We start from the raw sequence: 26,250 nt of genomic DNA, 5'->3' as shown, positions 1-26,250 counted from the left end.
TGAAAAAACTGAATGGGCTCTGGTTTATCGGAATTAATGAGTAGAATACGAAGCATCAGAATAAACTCCTTTTCAATACAATATATTGTAAGTAATCTGATTTTCCAATGTATCCAAAAGCATCCAACTAGGGTGATCATATTTCATATCACCTATATTGATCAAATAACGAGATGCAGTGTCTAATGTGATAGGCTTACCGTTTATAATGTGTTTTCGTTCGTAATAAGGATGATTCTCTTTCTCCTGAACTTCAAACAGTACATTTTGATGGTTATGCCCATAAAAAATCCACGGTCTGCTCCAATATTGAATATGGCTGGGCCTCCAATAGTCTTCTTCCTCCATCCAGTCAAATGTATGACCGTGCGTTAATCTGACTATTGGAGTTAAATAAATGTCTAAAGGCATGTGAGTCAAAAAGTTATAAAAGTCTATCGGAATTTCTTTCTCAGGGATCAGACTTAATATCCTCTCCTCTTGATTGCCTTTTATCACTCGTATACCTTTTAACAAATCAATTAACTCCCAATCCAAATCTAACACTTGTTCTATGGACTGAAATTGAAAATCTTTCAAATCCTTTTTAGGAACCTTAACTTCAAAAACATCTCCTAAACAAATGATCTCATCTATAGAAGAAAAGGTTTGGATATGCTCCAAAACCTTTTCAAGATTATTACGTTTCCCATGTATATCTGTTATGAAGGCATAGCGCAAGAAGCAGAATCCCCCTTAACGATTTTGGCCAAACTTTTTTTCTATATAATCCAAGACATGCTGGTTGTATTCCAGTTTGCCTGGAATGACCACATTATCTTCTTCATCAATTAAAGCGGGTATATAAGGAACGCCTGTTTTTTCTATTAATTCTGTCCGCAAAGTCCGGTCCTTCGGAAGGTTTACATTGATATACGTTACATTCAGCTCAGTTAACTTCTCTCTTACCGGTTTGCAATAAGGACATGGCTCCCTCTGATATAATTTAAGCATTTTGTATGACCTCCGCTCCTAATGCATCACTCAAAGCCGTCATGCTGGTCCCAGGCTGAACCTGATAACCCATTTCTGTTAACACCAACTCTATTATCCCGAATATGCCGAACAAATCGATTTCATCAACAGCTCCAATATGCCCAATCCTGATCATTTTTCCTTTAAATTCACCTTGGCCGCCTGTTATCGTAAGCCCATATTCTTTATTTAGTTTTTGTAATAATAGAGTTGCGTCAATTCCCGATGGAGCCAACGCTGCTGTCACTGTATGACTTCTCACATGAGGAGATTGTACAAAAAGGTGAAAACCTAATGCTTCCAATCCTTTTTGCGTTGCTCTGGCGATACGGGCATGCCTCCTCGTCGCATTCGAAAGGCCTTCTGCTTTCAATAAATCTAGTGACTTTTTCAATGCTAATAATAAAGATACACCCGGACTTGAAGGCGCCATAGGATAAAACTTTTTAAATCTTTTAAATGAAAAATAGTAAGTGGAAGGCTGAACATCATCAATCAACTTCCAAGCTTTCGGCGAAATAGCAACAAAAGCGAGACCCGGCGGCATCATAAATCCTTTATGAGAGGCTGCTAATACGATGTCTAATCCCCAATCATCCATAGATAGCTCATGAGAAATGAGCCCGCTTATGGCATCAACAATTACCAGCACATCTGTATCTCTGAACAATGCCCCGATGGCTTTTACATCATTAACTGCTCCTGTTGAGGTTTCACTATAAACAGCGAGCACTCCCTTTATATTCGGATGCTGCTTATACGCTCTTTCAACTTCTTCAATATTTACAGAAGTTCCCCAAGGAGCGTTTACAGTGACCACCTCTAACCCGAAGACTGTACAGATATCTGTAAAACGCTCTCCAAAGTAACCATTAGAAACGACTAAGACTTTATCTCCCCTGTTAAAGGAGTTTGATACAGCTGCCTCCATCGCCCCCGTACCTGAAGATAACAAAATATAAATATCTTGTTTTGTCAAAAAAAGTTCTGGGAGTTCGCGATTAATTTCATTGATAATATCTTCCATTTGCCGAGATCTGTGATGAATCATTTCCTGTGCTCCCGCCAATAAAATGTCCTGCGGAACTTGCGTAGGTCCCGGCGTAGCCATCCGTAACTTCCTCATCTCAAACAACTCCCCTCTTATATTCATTACCGATCTACATAGATTTTTCGTTCTGCTTCCCTTAAATCAAAATCAAATAATACGATCCTATGGCTTTCCGAACAAGCCAGCTTATGATTTTTGTATGGAACCATCACACTTGTCCCCATCATTGAAGACCATACATGTGAAAAACCATTCGGGTCACCGGTCGTGTTAAAGTGCTCGTATTTTTTATTTTTTGAAGCAATTGATTCTAAACATTGAAGCAAGTCTTGTGTGGTGCCTGGTTCATAACGCATGACAGTGAGACCTACTGTACTGCCGGTTACACAAACCTTTGCTACCCCTGAAGGTGGCTCTAATTGAGATAATGCATCTGTTACTTGTTTTGTAATATCATAACTTTGATTAAAGCCTTTTGATTGAATCGTGATTTCAACCACTTTATTTTCTCCTTTATTTTCTATTTTCCGAAAAATTACAGGGCGTATCTCTCGCTGAATTCTGAACCTTCCAAAACACCTGACCCGCTTACTTCAAAAGCAGAAAGCTTTCCCGCAATCTCAAGACACTGATTTATTTTTCTCTCCAGTTCATTTTGGTGTACAGGGCGAATAAAATGGTTCCACATGGTGTTTCCTTCCGTAAAAATCCTTTCTATATGCGGTACGATTAATTCTTCATGATTGCTTACCCGCTTAATTTCGCAATCTGTTGAAGGGAATAAATCAGGATAAATCATAGACTCAACCAAAAATGATTCTCCTCGTTCTGCAAAAGGAATAACCTTCTTAAAAAAAACCGGGTCAATGGCCATTTTATGTTCAGTTGACCACAGATTTTCTTTTACAGATTCAATTTGATGAGAGAGACCGAAGTATTCGACAAACTCCGGATATTTAGAAAGTGTGCCGAGTCCCAAATGAGGATAATCCGGCCACCCTGCGGCCCGTAACTTTCCGTCTTCGATCCAAAGAAACGTCTTATCACCGCTTATGAGCTTGTATCCATGTTTACTCACTAATTCGAGCAATAAAGTTGATTTGCCTTTCCCTTTTGAACCTATGATGAGGGTTGCCTTGTCATCTTTTAACGCGCTGGTTGCATGGACAACCGCCACCCCATGGTTCTCTTCATTTTTCAATACTAAATCTCTAATAAACTCAATCAAAACCAGCTCATCCTGCTCTGCATGCTGTAACTGTGTAGAAATAATGATTTTCTTGTTTTCTCTGTCAAATGAGAGAATCGTATCTGTTTTTGTACATTTCACATATTCAATTCCTTCAACAGTTACTCGTTTACAAGGAATGGTAAAATACTCAGTCGCACTTTTTCTGATATAAATATCCTCACCGTTCTGAAAGTCTATCGCTTGAACTTCTTCTTTATGAGGAGTGATGTACACATCAGCTAAACGATCTTCTTCATGCCTTCCCCTGTTAATAAAAAAGTGTGTACTGAAAAAATCAAAAACATGGTCTAATGATAATGACGGTTCAATAAAGAAATTGATTTTCGAATGTAAATAGGCTAGTGAAACAATATGATATTGATCAGACATCATTCTAAAATGACTCCTCTCGTATTTTATTTGGTCGTACTGATGGCAGAGCGCCGGAGTTATACATATCTTCCTGTTTTCTCATGTCATACATGCCTTGAAGTTCAAAAACAGTTTTCATAGGCACAATGTGTTCTTCTACACCAACAGTATTTCCATCAAGAAGAATCTGAGAAAATGTCTCCTGCATGGCCTTAATAGAGCTTCTAAGACCGTGGTTGGCATAAATGACCATGTCGATGCCTAATGGTTTCATTTCGTCCACAGTTATATGCGGGTATGTCGTAGGTACAATCACAATAGGTACTGCTCCAGTAAACTGTTTGACGAATTCTTTAATTTCGTTTGGCTGGTTTTCTTTTGAATGGATCAGAATAGCATCAGCTCCTGCTGCCTCATAAGCATAGGCTCTTTTTAATGCCTCCTCTAATCCTTGGCCCGCAATTAAAGCTTCTACCCTAGCAATAACAACAAAATCGGGATTTTTTTGAACATCTTTTGCCGCTCTGATTTTATTTGAGAATTCATCAATAGAAGCTAATTTCTGCGATCCCTTTACGAAACTATTTAACTTAGGGAACAGCTTGTCCTCTATGCAAATACCCGCAATTCCGTTCCTCTCATATTCTTTCACCATACGTATCACATTGTTCACACTTCCATAACCAGAATCGCAATCACAAATGATTGGAATCGATGTAGATTCATTCATCCCGATCGCAGCTTGCAGATTTTCTGTCATCGTCAAAATATTAGCATCAGGAACAGCATATGATGCCGAAATTTCTAATCCGCTGGCCCATATTGCGTCAAATCCGGCTTGTTCAGCAAGTTTAGCGCTTAAACCGTTATGCGCCCCCATGACTCTCACAACTTGATCGGAATATAGCAACTCACGTAATTTTTTAGCTTTCATTTTGCACTCTCCTGTCTAAAATTTTGATTGATAACTGATTCAACCGAAGACATGTCAACTTTTTTAGGTAAGCTTTTTCCGAGTAAGGCTGATACTTCTAAGGGGTTAAGATTGACTTCTTGGCATTTTTGAATGACTAAATCATAGAAATAGTAGTGGATATTGCTGATTCCGCTTATAATCTCTGGAGTGGAAATTCTCATTGGTGAAGATAAAATGGAAGATAGTACATAGTCAGCTGCAGTTAAAATGGGATCTAGTTTGTATGGGATATCGAACTTGTCCCAATGATGTAACGCACTTACAAATTGTTCTGTTGGAAGGTTTCCCGCACCTCGAGCCATTCCGCATAATGATGTATCTATAAAGGCTGCCCCCGTATCCATTGCTGCAAGAGCATTTGCAAAGGCTAATCCAAGATTGTTATGTCCGTGAAAACCAACTGGACAATCAGCCTGATCACATGCAGCAGCTACCCTGTTTCTAACACCATCCGGCGTTAAATTCCCGAAAGAATCAGCCATATAAAACACATCCGCACCAAAAGCATGCGCTTTTTTCGCTAGCTCAGCCACGTCTTTCTCTTCAATGTAACTGGCTGCCATTACATTAAAACTAACGTGAAAGCCTTGATTTTTCAGATATTCAATATACGGTAAAGCATCTTCGGCATTATGAGGATACGAAGCAACACGAATCCATGGAATCTGCTGCGGGTTCAGATTATCCAATAGATGGAGCTCACAGACTGATGGGACAACCATCGCCGCTAATTGTGAATGGCTCGTCTTCGGCAGATCGTCTAAAAGCTCAGGTGTACAGTTTGCTAAACTCCCGACAGACTTTTCTTTATTGCTCCCCGAACCCCCTACATAACCGATTTCTATGATATTCACATGGGCTTTATCCAAGTTTCTGATAATTTGACCGATGTCTTCAGCAGAGAAAAACCAGTTATTGAAATTACCGCCGTCCCGAAGTGTACAATCTATTACTTGCATATTCATACTGACACCTCATTTTCTAAAGTGATTTCATGTGTAAAACGCTGAACGATTTCTTGCGGTGTCCAATGCACTCTTTTACCGATTTTTTCACTTCGTGGTTCAACTTTAATATGGATGAGTGCCGGACCTTCGTTAGGCAAATCAAAGCTTTCCTGTACGGAATTGATTTCAACGGCATACTTATACCCCACCTGTAAAGCGATATCTGTTACATTCATTAGCGGAACCGTCTTTTGCCCGCCCGTACTTTCATGCATGCCGTTATCCAAAACAACATGTATGAAATTTTTAGGCTTTTGATGCCCGATCATCGTAATAATCCCCATATTCATTAAAAACGAGCCATCTCCATCCAGCACAACAAGAGGAACATCAGGATACACGGCAGACAATCCTAATCCGACAGGAGCAGCCATCCCCATAGAGCCAACCATATAAAAATTCTTGGCTCTGTCATCTATGTTGTACAAATCACGGCTTATATGACCGCATGTACTAACCAAATATGCTGACGGAAACTGTTCTAAAACAAGCTGAATTGCGTCATGTTTATTCAAACTGACTCCTCCTATATTTCATCTTTAATTAATATCGCAACAGGGCGGTTTGTCTTCTCGATTAAAAAAAGCGCCTCTACTATCGTGTCTTCAGCATTTTCATAATCCAGCTCTTTGTAAGGGATGTCCACTGAATGGAGTAAATCAGTGAGTTTTTCACCGATTATGTCATGTTCAACAGCATCATTACCGTATGCCCCTCTCCAGCTAATGAGCAATAAAATAGGAATGTCATATATGAAGTTAAAGGACGTAAGTACATTTAAGCAGTACCCTAAGCCTGAATTTTGCATAAGCATCACGCATTTTTTCCCGCCTAGATACATACCGGATGCAACACCTAAAGCTGAATCTTCTCTAATGGAAGGGATAAACGTAATATTCTGTTTTTCTGCAGTTTCATTTGATTCCAGCAGCCTGAAAAAACCTTTTAACAACGAACATGGCACTCCGGTAAAATGGGTATAGTTGTTTTCTGTAAGTGTACTCAGCATTCTTTCTGCAGTTGAGTTCAAATCCAATTCTCCCCTTACATGAATGAAATAAGTAATGATTATTTATTCATAATCTCAGCTTCATAAAATTGAATGAATCTATGCTTTCTGTTTCCGATACGATATGCTGTTAAGGCAAAACAGATCGACAAAGCTGCAACTAAAAAAATTGTTCTTCCGCCAAAAAGGCTGAGGATCATGCCTCCAAGCCACGGGCCTATAAACTCGCCTATATTATAAAAATTCTGCGCTCCATAATAAGCTCCCCTCATACTGTCAGGGGCCAACTCATCCATTAAAACATTCATTGATGGAAAACATAGGATTTCGCCCATCGTTAATATAAACATAGAAATACAGAAAGTAAGCCAACCGGTTGAGAAAGCAAAACCAATATTCCCGATGATACAACACCCGGTTCCAACAGAAATTGTTGTCATTGATTTATATCTCTCAAAAAGCCGTGTTAATGGCAGCTGCAATATAATGACAGTTACAGCATTAATGGTTATTAAAATTGAGAAAATCTTCACGCCGTTTACGAAATCAAGATTGAGGTACTGAAGCAAGGTACTCTCCATCTGAGAATAACTAAATAACAAGAATATCCCGCCTGCTATATAATAACGAAGAGCAACATCCTTTTTTAGCGTCTTTACAATAAACGACAAATGAAATTCTTTTTTTGAATTTCTTTTATGTTTCAAAAGCAATTTATTCATCATAATAAATAATAAAAGAGCATAACAAAGGTATACCGCGCCAGTAATCGTGAAAGGAGTTCCGCTGCTCACAAGTCCCAGGTATGTTCCTAATAGCGGGCCTAAAGCACCACCAACATTAATAGCCAAATACCGTAAAGAAAAAATACTGAGTCTCTTCTTGTTATCCGCTAATTCAACCATTAAAGCTTTCGAAACCGGCTCGAAAAAGGAATGACACAGACCGCTTAAAATATTCAACACACTGAACCATAAAATGGTATGAACAATGCCAAAAAGAAAGAAAACAATACTCCAAATAAAAATGGAACATAACATAACACTTTTTCTGCCGATTCTGTCAGAGAGGGTGCCGCCAATGATTCCGCCTATCGTAGTTGCAAAATATCCCAAGCCAATAACCAAGCCAATGACACCGAAACCCTCTCCTGTTTCTTGATGGAGATAAATAGCCAAAAACGGCGTTGTCATTGATTTTGCTGCTTTTGTGACAAGAGTTCCCACAAGCAGAAACTTAATGACCGGATGTAATCCGAAAAACTCTCTTATTTGAGAGACCACGTTGATTGGCCTTCCCAAATCATATGTTCACTGCACCATGAGGCAACTTGATGAATTCTATTAATCAGTACATCTTCCGAATCCCCTTTGATTAAGTAACTTGATACCACATCTACACTAGAAGAAGCACCTTGAAAAATCTCCCCTTCTTTAGCAGATATCTTTTGCTTTGTTACCCAATTCTCAAAAGGAATTGAAGGAACTTTGACCAGCCGCCCATGTTTAGGAGGAATCAAAATCCATCCGCTTAACTGTTTCGGCCCTCTTTTAAGCTGTGAATCATTTGGAATATCATAGGACAAGCCGCATTGTTTTTTCACGCAAACCTCATTCAAGTCAAAACCAAATCCTTGCTGTGTAGCCTCACGTATTAACCCACCTCCAGTCCGGCTGGCAATTTCGCAAAACACTAGCTTATCATCCGGAGTATGAAACACTTCCGCGTGAAAAGTAGTTGTTTTTGGAGATGGCAGCGCCTTTAGCGCTTTTTCAACAATGTCCGTTAGTCTGGAGGTCAATGGATTGTCAGCACCAAGCTGATAACTGGCTAAAAATTGTTCCTCTTGGAAAGCCAAACATCCGTTTATATACCGAGAGGGCCAATTTAATGTCATATGTCCATCTATCAACATCCCATCAATATGGTACATATCACCTTCAACAAACGTTTCCACTTCCATATTTTCACTGAGTCCTTTAGATAGATATTTCATCAAGTCTGATTCATTTTTCAGCACCTTTGTACCGACAGATCCCGATCCGTCTATTGGCTTGACGACTACAGGAAAACCAAACTGCTGTACAAAAAGGTACAGGTCAACCGAAGATTCAATTTTCCGATAAGGAGGAACAGGAACCCCTGCTTCTTCCAAACGCTGCTTCATTAACACTTTGTTCCGAAATAATAATGCACTCTCATAAGACTGTCCTTCCACTCCTAAATGAGTCCGGAGTTTACCTGCTCTTAAAAGATCATACTCAGACATTGCAATGATCGTATGAAATCTATATGTTTCATGTAACTCCAGCGCTCTGATTTCAATACATCCATTAATGGGGTACTCATCAAATGACTCGATCTGATCATAGTTTTTACATTCGTTCAATCGTTCAGTTGACGTTAGCATGACAATAGGTTCTTCTAAATCCTTCAGCCATAAATCATATGGAGATTTAGAATATGAGGTTTTATTCAGTATTAAAGTGCTAATCGCTTTTCCTCCTCTCTTGTACTGTCTTTGGTTCATCAATGACTCTTTAATAAACCATTTACATCACGAATCGACTCCGTCGCTGATTTCACCTTTTCAAATTGCAACTCGACAGATTTAATATTGTTTTTAAACTTGCCGTTCAACTCTTTGCCAAAGTGATAATCGTGAAGAGCCCCAGTATCTTTTAAGATATTGCCCGTTAAAATACACAAAACTGATTCATCTTTGTCTATTATCTGCTGTGACCTCAATTGGCGGAGTCCTGCTGCAGTCGAAGCAGAGGCAGGCTCGCAGCCCACTCCTGTTCTGTCGATTATTGCTTTGGCATCAAGAATATCCTCGTCTGTAACAGAAACAGTGATTCCATTTGTATCTTCCAACACCTTTTTTGCTTTTTTCCAGCTAGGAGGATTTCCTATATTCAATGCAGAAGCTCTAGTATACGGAAATGGTTCTGGATCAAGGGTTTCTTTCTTTTCACTAATCATTTGATGAAATGGACTGGCGCCCTCTGCTTGTATGATGGCTACCCGAGGTATCTTGTCTATGAAGTGCAGAGCATATAAATCACGGAGCCCTTTCCCTAAAGCCGTCGCATTGCTAAGAGCACCCCCAGGAACAATAATCCAATCAGGCAATTGCCAGTCTAGATATTGAGCGATCTCATAAATAATGCTCTTTTGGCCTTCAATTCTGAAAGGATTAATAGAATTGCATATATAAAAACCAAAATCACTGCTATACTTTTCCAAAAACTTGATCCCGTCATCATAAGTTCCCGGAATACTGAATACATTTCCGCCGTAAGCAGCTGTCTGTAATACTTTGTTAATTGAAATTTCTTTATTCGGCACAAAAACGTAGGAGGAAGCATTTGCAAGAGAAGCATACATTCCCAATGATGAAGAAGTATTTCCAGTAGAAGTACAAGCGTATTTTTCATAACCTAAATGTTTGCCATGTGAAACAGCAACAGTCATGCCGTTATCCTTAAACGAGCCGCTGGGATTTTCACTTTGCGCCTTTACATATACATGTCTAACCCCTGTATATGCCGATAGCATCTCAGAGCGGTATAACCCTGTGTTCCCCTCATATTTTGTAACGATGCTCTCAACAGGCAAGTCTGGATAGATAAGTTCTTTATATCTCCAAACTCCGCTTGCAAAAACAGACATGCGTTCAGATAGACGTTCATGAAATACATGCTTTAAAAAATCGGTATCGTAATGAGAAAAATCATGAACAATATCTAGCAGTCCACCACAAGAACATTGATACTTAAAATCATCAGGAGACATTTCTTGGCCACAGTCAATACAAATTAGTTTCATATTTTACTAGACATCAAACTGTCCTCTCACCACCTATAAAGTATTTATATGTGGATTTATAATAATATAGACAAATGGAAATTTCTAATATATATATTTTTTGTAATCATAATTATTTTTTATGAATGGAGAGATGAACGGTGAATCTTCATGCATTGAGGCTGTTCTACACTGTAGCTGAGGAAGGAAATGTCACAGGCGCCGCAAAAAAACTAAATATAAGTCAGCCGGCTGTAACAGCTCAGATTAAAAAACTAGAAAAAGAAATAGGACTAACTTTGTTTCACCCTAGAGGAAGAGGAGTCTTTTTAACGCAAACAGGGCTCCAGCTTGCTAAACAAGCAAAAAGATTATTTTCGCTCCAACATGAGATTGAATCCTATCTGGAACATATAAAAGAAGGCTCTGTAGGAACACTGCATATCGTGACAACTAGTTTGCCAGCTAATTTTTTACTCCCCAAGTGGATCAGCCGATTTAAAAGAGAATACCCTGATGTCGATGTAGAAGTTACCACACTCAACTCAACAGAAGCCATAAATCAACTAGTAAATTATAAAGCTGACATCGGTATTATTGGCGGAAACAGGACATTTAATAAACACATTAGCAGTTCATTATTATTGGAGGATGAAATGTTATTTATTTCTAATAACAAACATAAATATGCAGAACAAACCATCTCGCTAGCGGAAATGGTAAAAGAACCGTTTGTTTTTCGTGAGGAAGGGAGTTTCTCTAGGGAGTTATTGTTCTCTTTATGCAACCTTTTCAATGTGAATAAGCCATGTACCGGATTACAAATGAACGGACTAAATGAAACCATTAACACTGTCATAGAGGGATACGGCGTAACATTTGTTTCTTTTCTTGAAGTCAATAGTTATTTATCAAGAGGAGATGTGAAAAGAATTAATGTGGAACATGTAGAAGTTACTAACCCTATTTCGCTATGCTGGAGAAATGATGATGTCATCTCGACAACAGCATTTAATTTTATTGAATTGATAAGAGAAGATAAAATGGAATAATCTTATTTCTTTATCATAAAGAACGCATGTTATTTTTATGACCATAAGACCCCTTTGGTCTGTTAACCAAAGAGGTCTTATTTACAATTTCAACTCATTTTATTGAATCTAAAAATAAACGCTTCATCTGGATTAGTAAACTATCTTATATATCCAAAAACATTATTCTATTGGAAAGTCACCGCAAAGCCTTTTTTTCTTCCTCCTGCTCAATAAACAGATAATGCTCAGGTCTGCCTAAAACAGAAAACAGCACCAAAAGCAACTTCCATCCCCTGAGCGGACTTCCGCATCTAAACTTCAATGCTTCTCCTTCTGCTAAAGTAAACCTCAATGTTTGGCTTGTACACCAAGCAATTTTCACTTGAATAATATGTTCACCAGGCTGCAAATCAATTCGCAGCCTCCCTCCATCTTTAATATTTCCCATTTCAGCTCCATCAATTTCCACAGAATAGCCTCTCAATTTATTGATGTACTGCGATGTCCTGCTAATTTCAATGTACGTCTCTTGATTCACAATGACACTTCCTTAAAGTCATAATCTAACAGGAAAAAAGCGGTAGGCCGACTCGCTCATACCGTTATTTCTCATTCCTAGTATATTATAACTATAATGAAATGGGTACATGATAACTGAAGATACAAAAGTAATAGTTGAAGATGATAAAATTTGAGATCCTTATCAAGAGAGCAGAAGCCTTGAGTGAGTACACGGCTTATCAAACACAACAGTCGCATGCAGTACAGCATAGCGCGATCAGAAGCAAGCACTGGAGTTACTTCCGGCAGTACGCATCTGTCATCCGCATCGTTTTGCTCTTTCAGAAAGATGATGTCTTTGACATTCCCGCGAATACTGGGTTACGTGCTGTGTTGCCATTGCGAACACTTAAGTACTTTTTCCGATCAAGACAATCGTGCCTGATTGAGCATAATAAAAAACACCCGCTTGGATTACGAGCGGATGTTAGATTTGTTGAAATGAAAGCATCGCATTACTAATTTACATTTTCAGGAATCTGTTTCGGTTGTGCATTAAAAATCATCAATGATGCAATAATGGCAATCATCACTCCTATCGCGCCAACCCAGGTAATCGAAGCCAATGATACGTTTTCTACAAAAACTCCCCCTATTCCTGCACCGGCTGCCATGGCGAGTTGCATCATGGACTGATTCATGCTGAGCAAAACACCTGACATTTCCGGTTCTATTGTAGCCAGATGAAATTGCTGTGTCGGACCGCTGGACCATGCGGCAAACGACCATAATATGAGAATCAACAACACTCCGATATAGGAATGGGTGACAAGTGACAGCAGAATCAATGTAATAATGTGCAATGTCATCCCGCCAACAAGTGTGAAGGGCACTCCCCATCTGTCTGTGCTATATCCCCCAAACTTCGATCCAACCAAACTCGCAATACCGAATATAAGCAAGACACCGCTAAGCAGTTTGCCGCTTATTCCTGAAATGTTCAAGAGATACGGTGACAGATAGGTATAAGCAACAGAATATCCCCCGAGCCAGAAGAAAGTGATTGATAATCCCATCGCCACTTTCCGTTTTTTGAAAAGAGCAAGCTGCTGAAGCAAGGGTACAGGCTTATCCCCTTCAGTATGCGGAAGAGTCAAAAATATAACGATCATTGCGATCAATCCCAACAAAGCAATTGCACCAAATACAGACTTCCAGCCGAATGCTGTTGCTATCATTCTTCCAAGCGGAACACCAATGATTAAAGAAGCGGTAAATCCCATCACAACAGTAGCGATGGCACTGCCTTGTTTCCCTTCCGATGCAATCTTAGCGGCAATTGTTAGTGCGGTGACAACCACCACACCTGCTCCCACCGCCATCATGATCCGCGCTGCAATAAACCATCCATAACCAGGCAGGACAAGGGCCAAGATGTTGCCGAATACAAACAAACCGAGGGCATACATCATCAATTTGCGTCTATCCACTCTTGCTGTCAAAGCCATAAGTATGGGTGTGGAAAGAGCGTATACAAGTGAAAAGATCGTAATAAGCTGACCCGCGGCAGCCAAGGTGATCCCGAGTATATGAGCGATCTGATCCAAAATTCCGGAAATGATGTACTCTGAGGTTCCAACTAAAAAGCTGACAATGGCTAAAATATAAATTTTCCAAGTGTTAGCCATAAAAATATTCACTCCTTTATCATTAATAAAACAACATATCACGAAATATCGATTCGTTAATTCAAAAAATAAATAAATCGCAATATGTCGATATGTATAGTATAAAAATAAACATCTTTTGATGTTTATTTTTATATCTCTGTTTTAAGAAAGTCAGCAAGTTTCCCAATGGCTTCTTCATCTCTTTTGTAATACGTGTACTTTCCGATTCGTTCGGCCTTAATCAGACCTGCCCTTAAAAGGATGGTAAGATATTGAGAAGCCGTCGATTGGGTCATTTTCAATTTGTCGGTTATTTGACTGACACATACCCCGATTGAGTTCATATCAATCCCTTCATGGGGTGCAAAATGACGATCAGGCTCCTTCAGCCATTGTAAAATTTTCAACCTTGATTCATTTGATAAGGCCTTGAATACTTCAATTGGTTCCATACGAATCATTATATCGTTATATCACGATATGTCAAATCACTTTTTTGGTGAATAGCTTTTTTAAACTTATTTCTGACTCATTCTGTGAAATGAAATTAAAGACAGCGTATCAAACGCCAAAAAACTTCTGCTTCCGCTAAAGCTTTAGAAATTGGCTTATGTTATTGTACGTTTTTGGGAACCCGGCTGCGGTTTTGTTACTCTTGGCGTCCGCTTTGATGGCACAACTTCTGAGTTGACTATATTTAATCAGCTTTCAACCTCTTTCATCAAAGAGTCTTCTCCAAATCATTACACAATTTAAATACCATCACTCGTTCACCCGTCAGAGAGCTTAAATCAGTATGAAAACTTGTCACTTCTTCTCCGGTTATCGTCAGGATAATATCCTTAAGTTCTTCTATCCCTGATTCCACTAACTCCGAACGAGTTTGTTTGATAGATAACATCCCCTCTTTTGATCCGCAAACTGCGTATTCAGCCGGTGTTAAAATTCCTTGTAAATTCACAATGATCATATCTCGCAGTATGTCGGTTTTAACAGATACAGACCCGCGACCAAGATAATCCTTTTCCCATTGAGTAATGGTCTTGCTGATCTCTGATTCAATAAAACCTTTCGACTTCCTCATATATAAAACATCTCCTGAGCATATTCTATTTATTATATCGTCTCATTAATATTCTCTTATCACATGTCCTTCATATACACCTTCAATATCCAAATCAGTTTTACCGTTTCTTAAGACCACTATCATTTTAGATAACATATTTTCTTCTATCATAGAGTGTATATGCAAAAACCGAACGCTTCCAAAATGATTTTTCTCAACTTCTTCATAAGACGTGAAATGATAAAAATCAATCGCTTTTCTCATTACTGTTTTTAAGCATTCCTTATTTTCACGATCAAACGGACTCATTTCCTCTATTGTTCTCGTGATAAAATCAGTTAAATTAGTTCCCATACATTCTCCTTGGATGACAAGCAATAATCAGGTAAGGCTTGACGCAGTTTTAATAGCGGGAACCTCCGCAATTGAGGATTCTCCATCTTTATGATCAACGATTAAACCCTTAACTTTAACATTTGACGGCACTAGTGGATGTTTCCGAATGATATCAACACTTTTTTCAATACAGTCATTGTTGTTTTCATTTAACCAATCATCGACCGTACCGCCTAAAAATTCAGGCTTGCAATGTTGGAAAAGATAATCCAATGTTTGTATTTTGTCTTTCATTGTTTTAAGTTGAGTTAGTTTATTACCTCTAGAAGTCCTCTTATCTTTTGTTCCTACAACAAAAACTTCCTCGACGTTTTCCTGATAAATGGCAATGATAACAGACCTCATGATTTCTCCATAAGGGTGTGAGATACGGGCACCATAACTTTGTATCGTCAGCATATTTTCCGCTGGAGTGTCAGTCACTTCTTGCAATATAGGCTCCAAGCCGTTTTCAATGTCCGTCAAAAATAATACTTTTTTATTTACAATCATACAGCACACCTCTTCTTTCTGTTTATCATTTTTATATGGAGTAGCGAAGCTATCTGATAAATGTTTATATGAATCGTTACCAGCTTTCCCAACTTCCTTCTGGATCAATACTAGCCAGTCGAACCCAACCATTTTTCACTTTTTGCAGAAATACTGGGTCATGATTTAATAACCGTTCTACGTATTCTCTCGGCGCTTGAATAACAATCAATAAACGAAGAGGAGAATGATAAGCCTCGTGATCTGATTTCATGACGGATTGCCAAGGCAGTCCTGTTAACAAGTCACTTGTGTTCCCCTGCATCACGCCGAGACCTGCAGTAACAGTTTGAGTCGCTTTATTTCCGCTGCCGTAATAATGGGGTGCTACCGTCGAGGCGTAATATTGTAAATTAATCCATTGGGCCACAGTTCCAGGTCCTGCAATAATATTTGCCAATAGATCACCGTTTTCATCCTGCTTCCAATCATAATTATGAAGAAAGGCTCTTCCTTCCAAATCACAATCCTGAGTTAGTTCACGTTGGCCGATTATAAAAGATGCATTACGAGCAAGTCCCCATTCAGGACGTATCTCACTCCAATCTTCCGCAAATCGGTGTGCCTCAGCCTTCGGGTTTTTAAGTTTCGATTGGAAATTCGGCAATTGGGCCAGACGTTCCGCGTTTACATGATGTCTCACTTTCGGCATAACAGCTTCAATTTGTTGAAACGCTTCTTGTGCAGCTTCAGAAAGCTCTGGTACATAAAGCCAATGTAATTCATCTACCGTTGTATAATGTTCAGCCGCTGCAAACACCGTATCCTCAGGGATTGCAATTCCTTCAGTGAAAAGAGCTTCTCTTACTTCTGAAAGATTACATAAAGCAGCTAAAACTCTTGCATTGAATCCGCCGGCCGCTCCGCCGCAAGCACCACAGTCAAGAGCTGCCGCATAAGGATTATTCGTACTTTGGCTTCCATGCCCGCATATCACGACTAATGGTGCGAAATGATCTGTTATCCCCATCATTTTTAAAGCTTGGCGGGCATAGTTCACTTTTTCTTCTTCAGTAAAACCCACAGGTATTTCTGCCTCTGTATCATCATAATGAAGCGAGAGTTTTGTATCAGGTTTGCGCAACCAAGTCTCACGGAGATGACGAATGAAACGGCCCGCTTTTCTTGGCACAAAGCTGCGTGCTGCCATTTGCAGACTAAGCCAAGGCCCGCTTAGCTCAGGCAGAAGTAAGCTCGAAAGTACATTCTGTTTCATCGTTTTAAATGTATAGCTTATGGAATAAACCGTTTGCTTGCGTTGGTTGTATTTTTCGAGCATGTTCTCATCTGCAAACTCTTTTATTTTATGTTGCGGTTTTTGAATAATCGGCAAGGAGGCATGACTGTGTTTACTGCCAAGTTCACAGGTTGCAATCGGCAACCCGAAAAAACCGGCCATACCAATCGTTTCAAACGGCCCTTCTTTTTCTAGATGACGACGAAAAGGTTCTGATCGTACATCAATGCAGAATGCTAATTGAGCTAATGCAGACTTTTTATCGTTGTTTCTTCGTTGTTTCGAAATAATCTTCTGGCTTAATCGATCTGTGTATGTTTGTTCCCAAGCTTCCAGCCAAAGTTTTCTGCGGAGTTTTTCATCAAAACGATAGGCAAATGTTACATATTCGTTTCGTTCACTGGCCGGCATCTGCGACCATTCCTCTAATGTAAGGCCTCCCCAATGAATCCAAGCTGCTAAAAGGGGCGTAATCGAAAGCTTTTTCTCAGACCGCTCATTTTTCAAAGGCAAATACGGCTTTATAAGAGCACACTCCATGGATATTCGAACCGCTAAATATTCTGTTAGGAGTGAACGTTCATGGTTCGATTGCTGGGAGCGCCAAAGCATCATCCCTGCCCATCCAGGCAAGGAAAGCAAATGACCTTCAAGATAAGTCTGGATTTCTGATGCTGGGATTTCCAATGCGGATAATGATTCTTGTAAAGCCATATGTGCCTCTTGCGGCCAACCTTTTAATCTTTTACGCTCCTGTTTAAGAAGTGCTGGATCGTATTGAATAAGATGCTGCCAGGCACGATAGAATCCTTCCTCACGATTAGGCATTGTCCAACCGGCTTGAGAATCATCAAGATATAATTTACTCCACTTAATAACATGCTGATCAAGTATGTTGACTAACCTTTCACCATCTTGATTCTTTATATAAGAACTGATCGGCTGCATAAAAACATTCTCGACATGATCCAATCCGCTGCATTCATTCACCAATTTCTCCAGCTCATGTGATGATAAGAGATTGGACGGCAATGGATCTAACTTTAAACCAGCACGGCAAAATCGCTCTGCTGCATCCCGCGGGATGGTAAAGGAATGTGAATCAAGCCAGCTCTGCAGTCCCAGTTCCACAAACTCTTCATCAATCTCACTTTTATTCCTTGCTGAACGAATCATAGACGCACTAGGGTATATATCAACATCACGAGTGTTTTTCAACCAGCTCATCACCTGATCAAAAGGTTGGTTTTCAAGCCCCATCCATGGATTGCGGGCAGCAAATGCAGAAATAGGCCAAAGCGGCGCAATCACTCGGCTGGCAGACTGAATGAAAACGTTAAGGTCACTTTCTTGAATCTCAGTATCTGTATTTTTCTTTTTTATATTTTCTTTCGTTAATACGGATGTCATGCCCATCTCAGATTAGCTCCTTATGATAAATATTGTTTAAGGTAGTCTGGGTGACTCTCTACTGTCTTTGGTTTTGCTTCTCCTAACCGCACTAACCAAAGATAGAGTACCGCAGAGAAAACAGAAGAACGTTGACGAGCAACCCATGCACCTAAAGCACCGCCAAATAGCAATAGACATACGACAATGATGACAGCTGACATTGGAGGTTGAACACTTTGTAAAACGGTTGTATGCAGCCAATGATAGAAAAGGTTATGAATGATAAAATATACGAGGGCTGTTGCTCCTAAAAATGTTAAGCCAACAATTCGGCCCATTTTCCCCTTTCCAAAAGCTACGAGCTGAGTCCAAGAAACAGACAATGACCATCCTAAGATCAGCGCGCTAATGAGTTGATACCCCTCTCCAGGAGCAGCGAGCCAAAAAGCAACCCCTATCACTAAGGCTAACGTACGACCAGCCATGATCCATAAATAGGTTGATCTCTCATTAGTGCTCACCGATCCTTCATGACGCTGTACTGCTGAACCAGCCTGTAAAAACAACGTAGCTTTGAATAAACCATGTAAAATAAGATGAATAATGGCTGCTACATAGGCTCCTAATGCACACTGAATGAGCATAAACCCCATTTGCGCAATCGTAGAGCCGACTAACTGGCGTTTATAGTCAACCTGAACTAAACTAATACCAGTTCCAATCAATACGGAAATACCAGCAAGCAGAAGTAAAATAAATGATGCTATACCTCCATGAAATAGAGGTGAAAATCGAGTTAGTATTATTCCGCCGGCATTTACTAAACCTGCGTGCATAATCGCAGAAACAGGAGTTGGAGCAACAATAGACTCAATTAACCATCGTTGGAAAGGCCATTGAGCTGCAGGAATGATCACTGCTAATACAATTAGTAAATGAATTCCTGTTCTCTCCCAAATCCCCAAATGACCTAAACCTTCATTTGTTAAAATTAAGAATAACCGCCATTGACCTGTGACTTGAAAAAGCCAAATCATCGCGAAAAACAAAGAAAACCAACTTAACAAAAATAACCGGCCAGAAATCTTGGCCGCTTCACTAGCCACATGCCAAGCACTGTTTAACCTGATAAGTAAGGTTAAACCGATAAGAGTTGCTCCCCAGAACATAACCATCAAGCGGAGATCGCCACTTAACCATGTCATTGAAGCAGCACCTGTAGTAAAAGTAAAAAGCGCAAAATATTTTCGATAAGAACGATCTCCCAGTAAGTAACGTACAGAAAAACGCTGAATGACGAAACCAATTGCAAGAACAAAGAAAGTCATTAGACAAGCTAAGGAATCTAAGTGCCAAGGACCAATATCTCCATTCACACTACTATCAGCAAGAAGCAGGAAGGAAAACAAAAGCGGTAAAGCCAAGATACCAATATGAATGCGGACATAACTCAAGGGCACTCGCGGATGTAAAAACAATAGGCCGCTTAACCCAGAAACAATAAGCATAATAAAAAATAATGATGACAAATGAAGCGAAAACAACATTTAAATTCTCCCCTAGGTGAAATTTCCCTGATATTTAATATTTAGTAACGTATTTTTTCAATAAAAAAAGCCGACAACTTCAAAACACAATGATAATCTTAATCATTGAGTCTCGAAAATTGTCGGCTTCACTTCAACTAACTTCAACAAAGTTTTTTGAAGAGCTACCTTAATATTGGTCATTTTACTTTATACAATATGTTAAGTTCCGTCTAAAGGAACAAAATCGTCGTTCATTTAGTACCTTGCATATAAAATATATCGACTTATGTAATTAGGGTCCTTTTTCATGCTTTCAAGATTTAAAATAAAATATTAAAAGAATGCTAAAGGCCTAATTATTTAATAAACATCTGCGCCGATTATTAAGTTAAGTATAAGATATGCTAAATTTTAAACATTGTCAACTATAACTCATATGCTAATTCAGCGTGATTCAAATTTGGCGTTGGAATACGGACAATTTGTTCACTTATAAACGATAGATGGACAAAAAACCCCTTTGGCTAAAGTAACCAAAGGGGTTAAAACACTTTATTCCACAGTAACACTCTTCGCAAGGTTACGCGGTTTATCAACATCACAGCCGCGATGCAGTGCAGCATAGTAAGCAATCAGCTGCAATGGAACAACAGATACCAACGGAGCAAGCGCTGGGTTTACTTCCGGCAGTACGAATCTGTCATCCGCATCGTCTAGGCCTTTCAGTGAGATGATGCATGTGTTTGCACCGCGAGCGGCAACTTCTTTAACGTTTCCGCGGATGCTTAGGTTTACGTGCTCTTGTGTTGCCAAGGCGAATACTGGTGTACCTTGTTCGATCAAGGCAATTGTGCCGTGTTTCAGTTCTCCTCCGGCAAAGCCTTCAGCCTGAATGTAAGAAATCTCTTTCAGTTTCAGGGCGCCTTCGACACATACGAAGTAGTCAAGGCCGCGTCCGATGAAGAAAGCGTTTCTGGATACAGTCAGGTATTCACGGGCGATCATTTCCATTTCGTCTTTTTGGTCGCAAAGAGCTTCCATTGCATTTGCAGCAATACCGAGTTCTTTGACGAGATCAAATCCGATATCGATGCCGCTTTTTTCAGCAGCCACAGATGCAAGAACCGCTAGAACTGCGATTTGTGCAGTATATGCTTTCGTTGATGCAACAGCGATTTCAGGGCCTGCGTGAAGAAGCAATGTGTAATCAGCTTCACGAGAAAGCGTTGATCCCGGTACGTTTGTGATTGTCAGCGCTTTGTGTCCGAGCGCTTTGACTTGAACAAGAACTGCGCGGCTGTCTGCTGTTTCTCCGCTTTGTGATAAGAAAATAAAGAGCGGTTTCTTAGACAGAAGCGGCATATTGTAAGAGAATTCACTCGCTACATGCACTTCAACCGGCACGTTTGCCCACATTTCAATATATTGTTTACCGACAAGTCCTGCATGGTAGCTTGTTCCGCAGCCAATGATATAGATACGGTCTGCTTCCGCTACAGCGGAAGCGATATCGCCGGGCACAGACAGTTTGCCGTTTTCATCTTGATACGTTTGGATGATTTTGCGCATAACAACAGGCTGCTCATCCGTTTCTTTCAACATGTAGTGAGGGTACGTACCTTTTTCAATATCACTTGCATCCAGCTCAGCGATATAAGAAGCACGCGTAATGACGTCACCATCAAGGTTTTTGATGACAACTTGATCATCAGTGACGATAACCATTTCTTTATCCATCAGCTCTACGTACTCGTTGGTTACTTGAAGCATTGCCATCGCATCAGATGCTACAACGTTGAATGTATCTCCAAGACCGACTAATAGAGGGCTTTTGTTTTTCGCTACAAAAATCGTTTCTCTGTTGTCGTTGTCGAATAAAGCAATCGCATAAGAACCTTTTAACAGTGTAAGTGTTTTGCGGAACGCTTCTTCTGTCTCAAGACCTCCATTGACCAATTGCTCGATTACTTGAACAACTACTTCTGTATCGGTGTCACTTTTGAGCTCTACATCTTGTAAATACTCTTGTTTCAGCTGAACATAGTTCTCGATCACGCCGTTATGAACAAGTGTAAAGCGGCCCAGTGCGCTTTGATGCGGATGGGCGTTCAGATAGCTTGGTTCGCCGTGTGTTGCCCAACGAGTATGGCCAATTCCAGCTTTCGCTTCTACATTGGCATCCACAACTTCACGAAGATCCGCAATGCGTCCTTTTTCTTTGAACACATGGACTCCCTGATCGTTGGCAACTGCGATACCGGCAGAGTCATATCCGCGGTATTCAAGCTTTTCTAACCCTTTCAACAAAATTTCCTTCGCATCAAGCTGACCGATATAACCTACGATTCCACACATATTTTCTTCCTCCTAAGATTGTAAAAGGAGACGAAGAAAGTCAAAATTCAAGGGGACTTTCAACCGTCCCCTCCTACATGTTTTTGGAAGATCATGTGATTTCTCTTTGTTCAAGGAGTCACCCCCTTGGTTTGAAGAAATCCTTACGGCTGTGATCTGTACACTCAGCCGGGAGGCATCCGCCGAAAATTCGATAACCTCCGTCCTCGTCAACTAAGCCTTTTTTCGGGCGCTTAGTTCGGGCGCTATTATTATAGGTGAAACAATCATCCCGTCTTTTAAAACAAGCACAAGACAAGCTTGATTTTACAGCATGTGACATAAACGGTCAATTGTTTTTTTAAACAACCTTGCCGTATGTCTCACAATTATCATATGTAAATCTCGCTTGTCTTGTTCGCTCTAAAAATAGACTTCGTTACTCTAATCCCATTTCTGACCGGACGACTTCAACAATGCGATTGACATACTCATCGCACAATTCTTTCGTCTTGGCTTCAGCCATTACGCGAACGAGCGGCTCAGTGCCTGAAGGACGTACCAATATCCGGCCGTCACCGTTCATTTCTTTTTCAACTTCAGAAATAACAGCTTTTACTTTTTCGTTTTCTTCGACTTTATATTTATCAGTCACTCTCACATTAACCAATAGCTGGGGGAACTTCTGCATCTCAGCCGCAAGCTCTGACAGCGGCTTGCCGGTCGCTTTCAAAGTATTCATCAGCATAATAGCAGACAGCAATCCGTCGCCTGTCGTGTTGTAATCAAGGAAAATAAGATGCCCTGACTGCTCACCGCCGACATTGTAGCTGTCTTTTTTCATCGCTTCTACGACGTAACGGTCACCGACAGCCGTCTGCACGCTTTTGATGCCTTCTTTTTCAAGGGCCTTATAGAAGCCGAGGTTGCTCATTACCGTTGAAACCACTGTATCATCCTTTAAACGGCCCTCTGATTTCAGGTATTTTGAGCATATGTACATGATTTGGTCGCCGTCAACGATATTTCCCTTTTCATCGACAGCGATTAGGCGGTCGCCGTCACCATCGAATGCAAGGCCGAGATCGGCATTTTTCTCTTTGACAAACGCGCTGAGTGCTTCAGGATGAGTTGATCCGACGCCATCATTAATGTTTAACCCGTTCGGAGAAGTCCCCATCGTTGAAACATCTGCATCTAAATCAGCAAACAGGTGTGTCGCCAACGATGACGTTGCACCATGCGCACAGTCTAGTGCCACATGAATGCCTGTGAAATCTTCATCCGCTGTCTGTTTTAAAAATTGCAGATATTTTTGTCCGCCTTCAAAATAATCGTTTACAAGCCCAAGATCGGCCCCTACCGGTCTTGGCAGCTTATCCTCCGATTCATCCATCAGGCGTTCAATTTCATCTTCCTGTTCGTCAGAAAGCTTAAATCCGTCTCCCCCGAAAAACTTGATGCCGTTATCCTGCACTGGGTTGTGAGAAGCAGAAATCATGACGCCTGCCTCAGCATCCATCGCTTTCGTTAAATAAGATACACCAGGTGTAGAAATGACACCTAAACGCATGACTTCTGCGCCAATAGATAAAAGTCCGGCGACAAGGGCTCCCTCCAGCATATGGCCGGAAATACGTGTATCGCGGCCTATCAGCACTTTTGGACGTTGTTTGTCTTTTGTCAAAACATATCCGCCGAAACGTCCGACTTTAAAGGCCAGCTCAGGTGTAAGCTCACTATTAGCGACACCTCTTACACCGTCTGTTCCAAAATACTTGCCCATTTTATAATCGCTCCTTTTTTATTCTGATGATGATTGTGAATCTGCAGCAGATTCATCCTCACCCTGTTTTTGATCTTCGTCTTGTTTTTGATCATTGCTGTTTTTATCATTGTTCGTTGTGTCTTTTTGCTTGTTGTTATCTTGGTCATTCGTTTGCTTATCTGTGTCATCCTGTTTCCCTGATGTATTGCCACTATCATTAGTATCGCTTTTTTTAGACGTCAGCTTAATTCTGGCGTTCTTTTGAGCCAAGGACCAGGTTACATTTTGAGGTCCATTCACTTCAAGCTTTACGCTATGCTCCCCGTCATTTAAATCTGAAACATTCACATACAAATCAATATCTGATTTCTTGAGTTTATTTATATTTGCGGGAGAGCCTTTAGCCGTCACGTCTAACGCTTGCGATGCAGGATCTAAAAATTCAATGTTTTGCGAGCTGCTCAATCCTACAGTCTTGATCGTCACATTCTCAAACTTCTGATCCGCTTCACTATCTACTTCTATATGCAAAGTTACCTTTGACGGCGAGATTTTTTTAACGCCGTCAGGAAGCGGAATATCCGCCTCGATATCGGAATCCTTGTTGATTTTGCTTAAATCTAAGCTGACACCGTCAATAAATTCAAGAGAATCCAACACATCCTGCGAGCCGTAAACCGTTACCTCACTGGGGTTGGATTCAATATTCGCTATGCTGACACCGTCAGGTAGGCTTCCCGTCCGTTCAACTTTAAAGGGCAGTTTTTTACTCGGGCTTGTCACTGGAACGGTAATCTTGATGACAGAGGGCTCCACATCGACAGGAAGCGCATTTCCATCTTTATCATAGACAGTCACTTTCGCTTCCTTTTCGATCGTTTCATCTGCATTTTCCAAGTTCACTGAGGCTTTCACAAGAGAAATACGATCAATTACATTTTTAGATCCTATAATCTGCACATGTTTCGGACTGACAATCGGCTGCTCTGGAGAATAGCCTTTTTTCATCTTGCTTTTATTGTAGTACTCCACTTCTACAGGAAAACTTTTCATCGTCCGTTCCTGAATGGTCACTGTCGTAACAGAAGGATTAATTGAGATTGTCAGCCCATCCGACACGTTTTTAGCCTTAAGCTCGACTTTATGTGTGCCGGTTTTTAAATTTTCCATATCAGCATATATTTCGAAATTTTTGGTCTGCCTAGCCTTTTTCACGGCGCTTGTCGAGCCTTTTATCGTAACATTAACCGTTTGCGGAACACCTGTTACAACGTAATTTTCATCATCATAATACGCTTTAACCGGAATATCAGTCAGTGTTGCTTCATCAGTCGTTGATGTCGGAAAGAAAGATTCACCCGGTTTTTTCGGGGTTGGTGCCTGATTGCTATTAACCGCCACATAAAGCAAGAGCGCGAAAAGCAGCGCAATAATTTTCACAGCCCAGCGGTTGTTTAAGAATTTATCCATTTTTCTTACCCCTCCAATACCAGCGGTTAGAAGAAGTGTCTTTGGTGTTTTTCTTAAACTCGGCTTCAAGCATTTCTTTCAACGCTTCTTCCGTCAGTTCTCTGTGAAGATCGCCATTCCTCGCCACACTGACGCCGCCGGTCTCTTCAGACACAATAATTGTCATACTGTCTGTTACTTCACTGATCCCGACAGCTGCTCTGTGCCGCGTGCCCAGTTCTTTTGAAATGAACGGGCTTTCAGAAAGCGGCAAATAACACGCAGCGGCGGCGATCTCATTATCCTTCATGATCACCGCACCATCATGAAGCGGGGTGTTTGGGATAAAAATATTGATCAAAAGCTCTGAACTGACTTTGGCATTCAAAGGGATGCCAGTCTCAATATAATCTCCCATTCCGGTATCCCGTTCTATGGTCAGCAGGGCACCTATACGTCGTTTCGCCATATAATTGATTGATTTCGTGATGGCTTCAATCGTTTTCTGCTGCGCTTCCTCTACAGGTGTGCCGCTCCTTGAAAAGAAGCGCCCGCGGCCAAGCTGTTCAAGCGCTCTTCTCAGCTCAGGCTGAAAAATAATTATAATTGCTAAAAATCCCCATGTTATCGCTTGGTCCATCAGCCATTGAAGCGTACTGAGGCCCAAATATTGGCTGGCCATACGGACAAGCACGATCACGACAATTCCTTTTAACAGCTGAACCGCTTTCGTGCCGCGTATCACCATAATCAATTTATATATCACATACCAAACAAGGAGAATATCAACGGCATTGCCGAGGTACTGCAAAAAAGGGATATCCTCAAAAGCCATTTCCTCGTCCTCCAAGAATTCAGTCATTTCGTATTTTG

At 40.5% G+C, this 26,250-nt stretch carries 24 protein-coding genes and 2 pseudogenes; 1 reads left to right on the top strand and 25 read right to left on the bottom strand.

Going from position 1 to position 26,250, the window contains the following annotated elements:
• Positions 1 to 72: 72 nt before the first annotated feature.
• Genes AAGG74_RS19565 through thrC form a run of 12 tightly spaced genes read right to left on the bottom strand, consistent with a single transcriptional unit; the run spans position 73 to position 10,491 of the window.
• A complete protein-coding gene (locus tag AAGG74_RS19565; RefSeq protein ID WP_225493943.1) occupies positions 73 to 720 on the bottom strand; it encodes a metallophosphoesterase family protein in 648 nt (215 codons plus the stop codon).
• A 15-nt stretch (positions 721 to 735) separates the two neighbouring features.
• Entirely contained in the window at positions 736 to 993 is a 258-nt protein-coding gene (locus AAGG74_RS19560; RefSeq protein WP_202646896.1) for a glutaredoxin domain-containing protein, read from the bottom strand.
• Positions 986 to 2,140 (bottom strand): pyridoxal-phosphate-dependent aminotransferase family protein, encoded by a 1,155-nt coding sequence (locus AAGG74_RS19555; protein WP_225493944.1) that lies wholly within the window; start codon positions 2,138 to 2,140, stop codon positions 986 to 988. Before AAGG74_RS19555 ends, AAGG74_RS19560 begins: the two co-directional genes overlap by 8 nt.
• A gap of 26 nt (positions 2,141 to 2,166) precedes the next feature.
• Positions 2,167 to 2,565, bottom strand: coding sequence for a YjbQ family protein (locus tag AAGG74_RS19550; RefSeq protein ID WP_162103123.1), 399 nt, complete (start codon positions 2,563 to 2,565; stop codon positions 2,167 to 2,169).
• Positions 2,566 to 2,600: 35 nt separating this feature from the next.
• On the bottom strand, positions 2,601 to 3,689 hold the full coding sequence (locus AAGG74_RS19545; protein ID WP_162103124.1) for a phosphoenolpyruvate carboxykinase (ATP): 1,089 nt from the start codon (positions 3,687 to 3,689) through the stop codon (positions 2,601 to 2,603).
• Position 3,690: 1 nt separating this feature from the next.
• Positions 3,691 to 4,602, bottom strand: coding sequence for a phosphoenolpyruvate mutase (gene aepX / locus AAGG74_RS19540; RefSeq protein WP_429676893.1), 912 nt, complete (start codon positions 4,600 to 4,602; stop codon positions 3,691 to 3,693).
• A complete protein-coding gene (locus AAGG74_RS19535; RefSeq protein WP_429676892.1) occupies positions 4,599 to 5,609 on the bottom strand; it encodes a beta/alpha barrel domain-containing protein in 1,011 nt (336 codons plus the stop codon). Before AAGG74_RS19535 ends, aepX begins: the two co-directional genes overlap by 4 nt.
• A complete protein-coding gene (locus tag AAGG74_RS19530) occupies positions 5,606 to 6,166 on the bottom strand; it encodes a thiamine pyrophosphate-dependent enzyme (protein WP_202646891.1) in 561 nt (186 codons plus the stop codon). Before AAGG74_RS19530 ends, AAGG74_RS19535 begins: the two co-directional genes overlap by 4 nt.
• An 11-nt stretch (positions 6,167 to 6,177) precedes the next feature.
• The gene (locus tag AAGG74_RS19525) at positions 6,178 to 6,681 is read right to left on the bottom strand and encodes a thiamine pyrophosphate-binding protein (RefSeq protein WP_162103128.1); all 504 of its coding nucleotides are present in this window, start codon (positions 6,679 to 6,681) and stop codon (positions 6,178 to 6,180) included.
• A 38-nt stretch (positions 6,682 to 6,719) separates the two neighbouring features.
• On the bottom strand, positions 6,720 to 7,943 hold the full coding sequence (locus AAGG74_RS19520) for an MDR family MFS transporter (protein WP_429676891.1): 1,224 nt from the start codon (positions 7,941 to 7,943) through the stop codon (positions 6,720 to 6,722).
• Complete coding sequence (locus AAGG74_RS19515; protein ID WP_429676890.1) at positions 7,928 to 9,190, bottom strand: ATP-grasp domain-containing protein; 1,263 nt, start codon at positions 9,188 to 9,190, stop codon at positions 7,928 to 7,930. Before AAGG74_RS19515 ends, AAGG74_RS19520 begins: the two co-directional genes overlap by 16 nt.
• A complete protein-coding gene (gene thrC, locus AAGG74_RS19510) occupies positions 9,190 to 10,491 on the bottom strand; it encodes a threonine synthase (RefSeq protein ID WP_429676889.1) in 1,302 nt (433 codons plus the stop codon). The genes AAGG74_RS19515 and thrC overlap by 1 nt, the downstream gene beginning before the upstream one ends.
• Before the next feature lie 140 nt (positions 10,492 to 10,631).
• Between thrC and AAGG74_RS19505 the strand changes: the two genes are divergently transcribed.
• A complete protein-coding gene (locus AAGG74_RS19505; RefSeq protein WP_225493949.1) occupies positions 10,632 to 11,522 on the top strand; it encodes a LysR family transcriptional regulator in 891 nt (296 codons plus the stop codon).
• Positions 11,523 to 11,700: 178 nt separating this feature from the next.
• Here AAGG74_RS19505 and AAGG74_RS19500 read toward each other — a convergent pair whose 3' ends face one another.
• The 13 genes and pseudogenes from AAGG74_RS19500 to cdaA form a co-directional block, all read right to left on the bottom strand.
• Complete coding sequence (locus AAGG74_RS19500) at positions 11,701 to 12,042, bottom strand: hypothetical protein (protein ID WP_225493950.1); 342 nt, start codon at positions 12,040 to 12,042, stop codon at positions 11,701 to 11,703.
• Positions 12,043 to 12,287: 245 nt separating this feature from the next.
• A pseudogene (locus AAGG74_RS19495) lies at positions 12,288 to 12,447 on the bottom strand (hypothetical protein); the annotation flags it as partial.
• 76 nt (positions 12,448 to 12,523) lie between these two features.
• Positions 12,524 to 13,693: an MFS transporter gene (locus AAGG74_RS19490; protein WP_429676888.1), complete on the bottom strand. Its 1,170-nt coding sequence runs from the start codon at positions 13,691 to 13,693 to the stop codon at positions 12,524 to 12,526.
• Positions 13,694 to 13,824: 131 nt separating this feature from the next.
• A complete protein-coding gene (locus tag AAGG74_RS19485) occupies positions 13,825 to 14,127 on the bottom strand; it encodes an ArsR/SmtB family transcription factor (RefSeq protein ID WP_162103135.1) in 303 nt (100 codons plus the stop codon).
• A 269-nt stretch (positions 14,128 to 14,396) separates the two neighbouring features.
• On the bottom strand, positions 14,397 to 14,759 hold the full coding sequence (locus AAGG74_RS19480) for a Na-translocating system protein MpsC family protein (RefSeq protein WP_225493952.1): 363 nt from the start codon (positions 14,757 to 14,759) through the stop codon (positions 14,397 to 14,399).
• A 45-nt stretch (positions 14,760 to 14,804) separates the two neighbouring features.
• Complete coding sequence (locus AAGG74_RS19475; RefSeq protein WP_429676887.1) at positions 14,805 to 15,095, bottom strand: DUF6407 family protein; 291 nt, start codon at positions 15,093 to 15,095, stop codon at positions 14,805 to 14,807.
• A pseudogene (locus AAGG74_RS19470) lies at positions 15,080 to 15,629 on the bottom strand (carbonic anhydrase). Before AAGG74_RS19470 ends, AAGG74_RS19475 begins: the two are co-directional and overlap by 16 nt.
• 76 nt (positions 15,630 to 15,705) lie before the next feature.
• Positions 15,706 to 18,321 carry a DUF2309 domain-containing protein gene (locus AAGG74_RS19465; protein WP_429676886.1) on the bottom strand — a complete coding sequence of 872 codons (2,616 nt, stop codon included), beginning with the start codon at positions 18,319 to 18,321 and terminating at the stop codon, positions 15,706 to 15,708.
• A gap of 14 nt (positions 18,322 to 18,335) precedes the next feature.
• Positions 18,336 to 19,844, bottom strand: a complete 1,509-nt coding sequence (locus AAGG74_RS19460; RefSeq protein WP_429676885.1) for an NADH dehydrogenase subunit 5 — start codon at positions 19,842 to 19,844, stop codon at positions 18,336 to 18,338.
• Positions 19,845 to 20,378: 534 nt separating this feature from the next.
• A complete protein-coding gene (glmS, locus tag AAGG74_RS19455) occupies positions 20,379 to 22,181 on the bottom strand; it encodes a glutamine--fructose-6-phosphate transaminase (isomerizing) (protein WP_162103140.1) in 1,803 nt (600 codons plus the stop codon).
• A 418-nt stretch (positions 22,182 to 22,599) separates the two neighbouring features.
• A complete protein-coding gene (gene glmM, locus AAGG74_RS19450; RefSeq protein ID WP_429676884.1) occupies positions 22,600 to 23,946 on the bottom strand; it encodes a phosphoglucosamine mutase in 1,347 nt (448 codons plus the stop codon).
• 18 nt (positions 23,947 to 23,964) lie between these two features.
• A complete protein-coding gene (gene cdaR, locus AAGG74_RS19445) occupies positions 23,965 to 25,398 on the bottom strand; it encodes a CdaA regulatory protein CdaR (protein ID WP_225493958.1) in 1,434 nt (477 codons plus the stop codon).
• Positions 25,391 to 26,212 carry a diadenylate cyclase CdaA gene (gene cdaA / locus AAGG74_RS19440; protein ID WP_162103143.1) on the bottom strand — a complete coding sequence of 274 codons (822 nt, stop codon included), beginning with the start codon at positions 26,210 to 26,212 and terminating at the stop codon, positions 25,391 to 25,393. Before cdaA ends, cdaR begins: the two co-directional genes overlap by 8 nt.
• Positions 26,213 to 26,250: the final 38 nt, after the last annotated feature.

The organism is Bacillus mexicanus (assembly GCF_050445615.1).
GTDB lineage: Bacteria > Bacillota > Bacilli > Bacillales > Bacillaceae > Bacillus > Bacillus mexicanus.
This window is presented reverse-complemented; position numbering and strand designations above follow the sequence as displayed.

Excerpts from the sequence above, each read along its gene's own strand:
- AAGG74_RS19490 (WP_429676888.1), bottom strand. The coding sequence starts at position 13,693 with ATGGCTAACACTTGGAAAATTTATATTTTAGCCATTGTCAGCTTTTTA.
- glmS (WP_162103140.1), bottom strand. The coding sequence starts at position 22,181 with ATGTGTGGAATCGTAGGTTATATCGGTCAGCTTGATGCGAAGGAAATT.
- AAGG74_RS19535 (WP_429676892.1), bottom strand. The coding sequence starts at position 5,609 with ATGAATATGCAAGTAATAGATTGTACACTTCGGGACGGCGGTAATTTC.
- AAGG74_RS19475 (WP_429676887.1), bottom strand. The coding sequence starts at position 15,095 with ATGGGAACTAATTTAACTGATTTTATCACGAGAACAATAGAGGAAATG.
- thrC (WP_429676889.1), bottom strand. The coding sequence starts at position 10,491 with ATGAAACTAATTTGTATTGACTGTGGCCAAGAAATGTCTCCTGATGAT.
- AAGG74_RS19555 (WP_225493944.1), bottom strand. The coding sequence starts at position 2,140 with ATGAGGAAGTTACGGATGGCTACGCCGGGACCTACGCAAGTTCCGCAG.
- cdaR (WP_225493958.1), bottom strand. The coding sequence starts at position 25,398 with ATGGATAAATTCTTAAACAACCGCTGGGCTGTGAAAATTATTGCGCTG.
- AAGG74_RS19480 (WP_225493952.1), bottom strand. The coding sequence starts at position 14,759 with ATGAGGAAGTCGAAAGGTTTTATTGAATCAGAGATCAGCAAGACCATT.
- AAGG74_RS19485 (WP_162103135.1), bottom strand. The coding sequence starts at position 14,127 with ATGGAACCAATTGAAGTATTCAAGGCCTTATCAAATGAATCAAGGTTG.
- AAGG74_RS19515 (WP_429676890.1), bottom strand. The coding sequence starts at position 9,190 with ATGAACCAAAGACAGTACAAGAGAGGAGGAAAAGCGATTAGCACTTTA.
- aepX (WP_429676893.1), bottom strand. The coding sequence starts at position 4,602 with ATGAAAGCTAAAAAATTACGTGAGTTGCTATATTCCGATCAAGTTGTG.
- AAGG74_RS19545 (WP_162103124.1), bottom strand. The coding sequence starts at position 3,689 with ATGATGTCTGATCAATATCATATTGTTTCACTAGCCTATTTACATTCG.
- AAGG74_RS19465 (WP_429676886.1), bottom strand. The coding sequence starts at position 18,321 with ATGGGCATGACATCCGTATTAACGAAAGAAAATATAAAAAAGAAAAAT.
- AAGG74_RS19560 (WP_202646896.1), bottom strand. The coding sequence starts at position 993 with ATGCTTAAATTATATCAGAGGGAGCCATGTCCTTATTGCAAACCGGTA.
- cdaA (WP_162103143.1), bottom strand. The coding sequence starts at position 26,212 with ATGGCTTTTGAGGATATCCCTTTTTTGCAGTACCTCGGCAATGCCGTT.
- glmM (WP_429676884.1), bottom strand. The coding sequence starts at position 23,946 with ATGGGCAAGTATTTTGGAACAGACGGTGTAAGAGGTGTCGCTAATAGT.
- AAGG74_RS19460 (WP_429676885.1), bottom strand. The coding sequence starts at position 19,844 with ATGTTGTTTTCGCTTCATTTGTCATCATTATTTTTTATTATGCTTATT.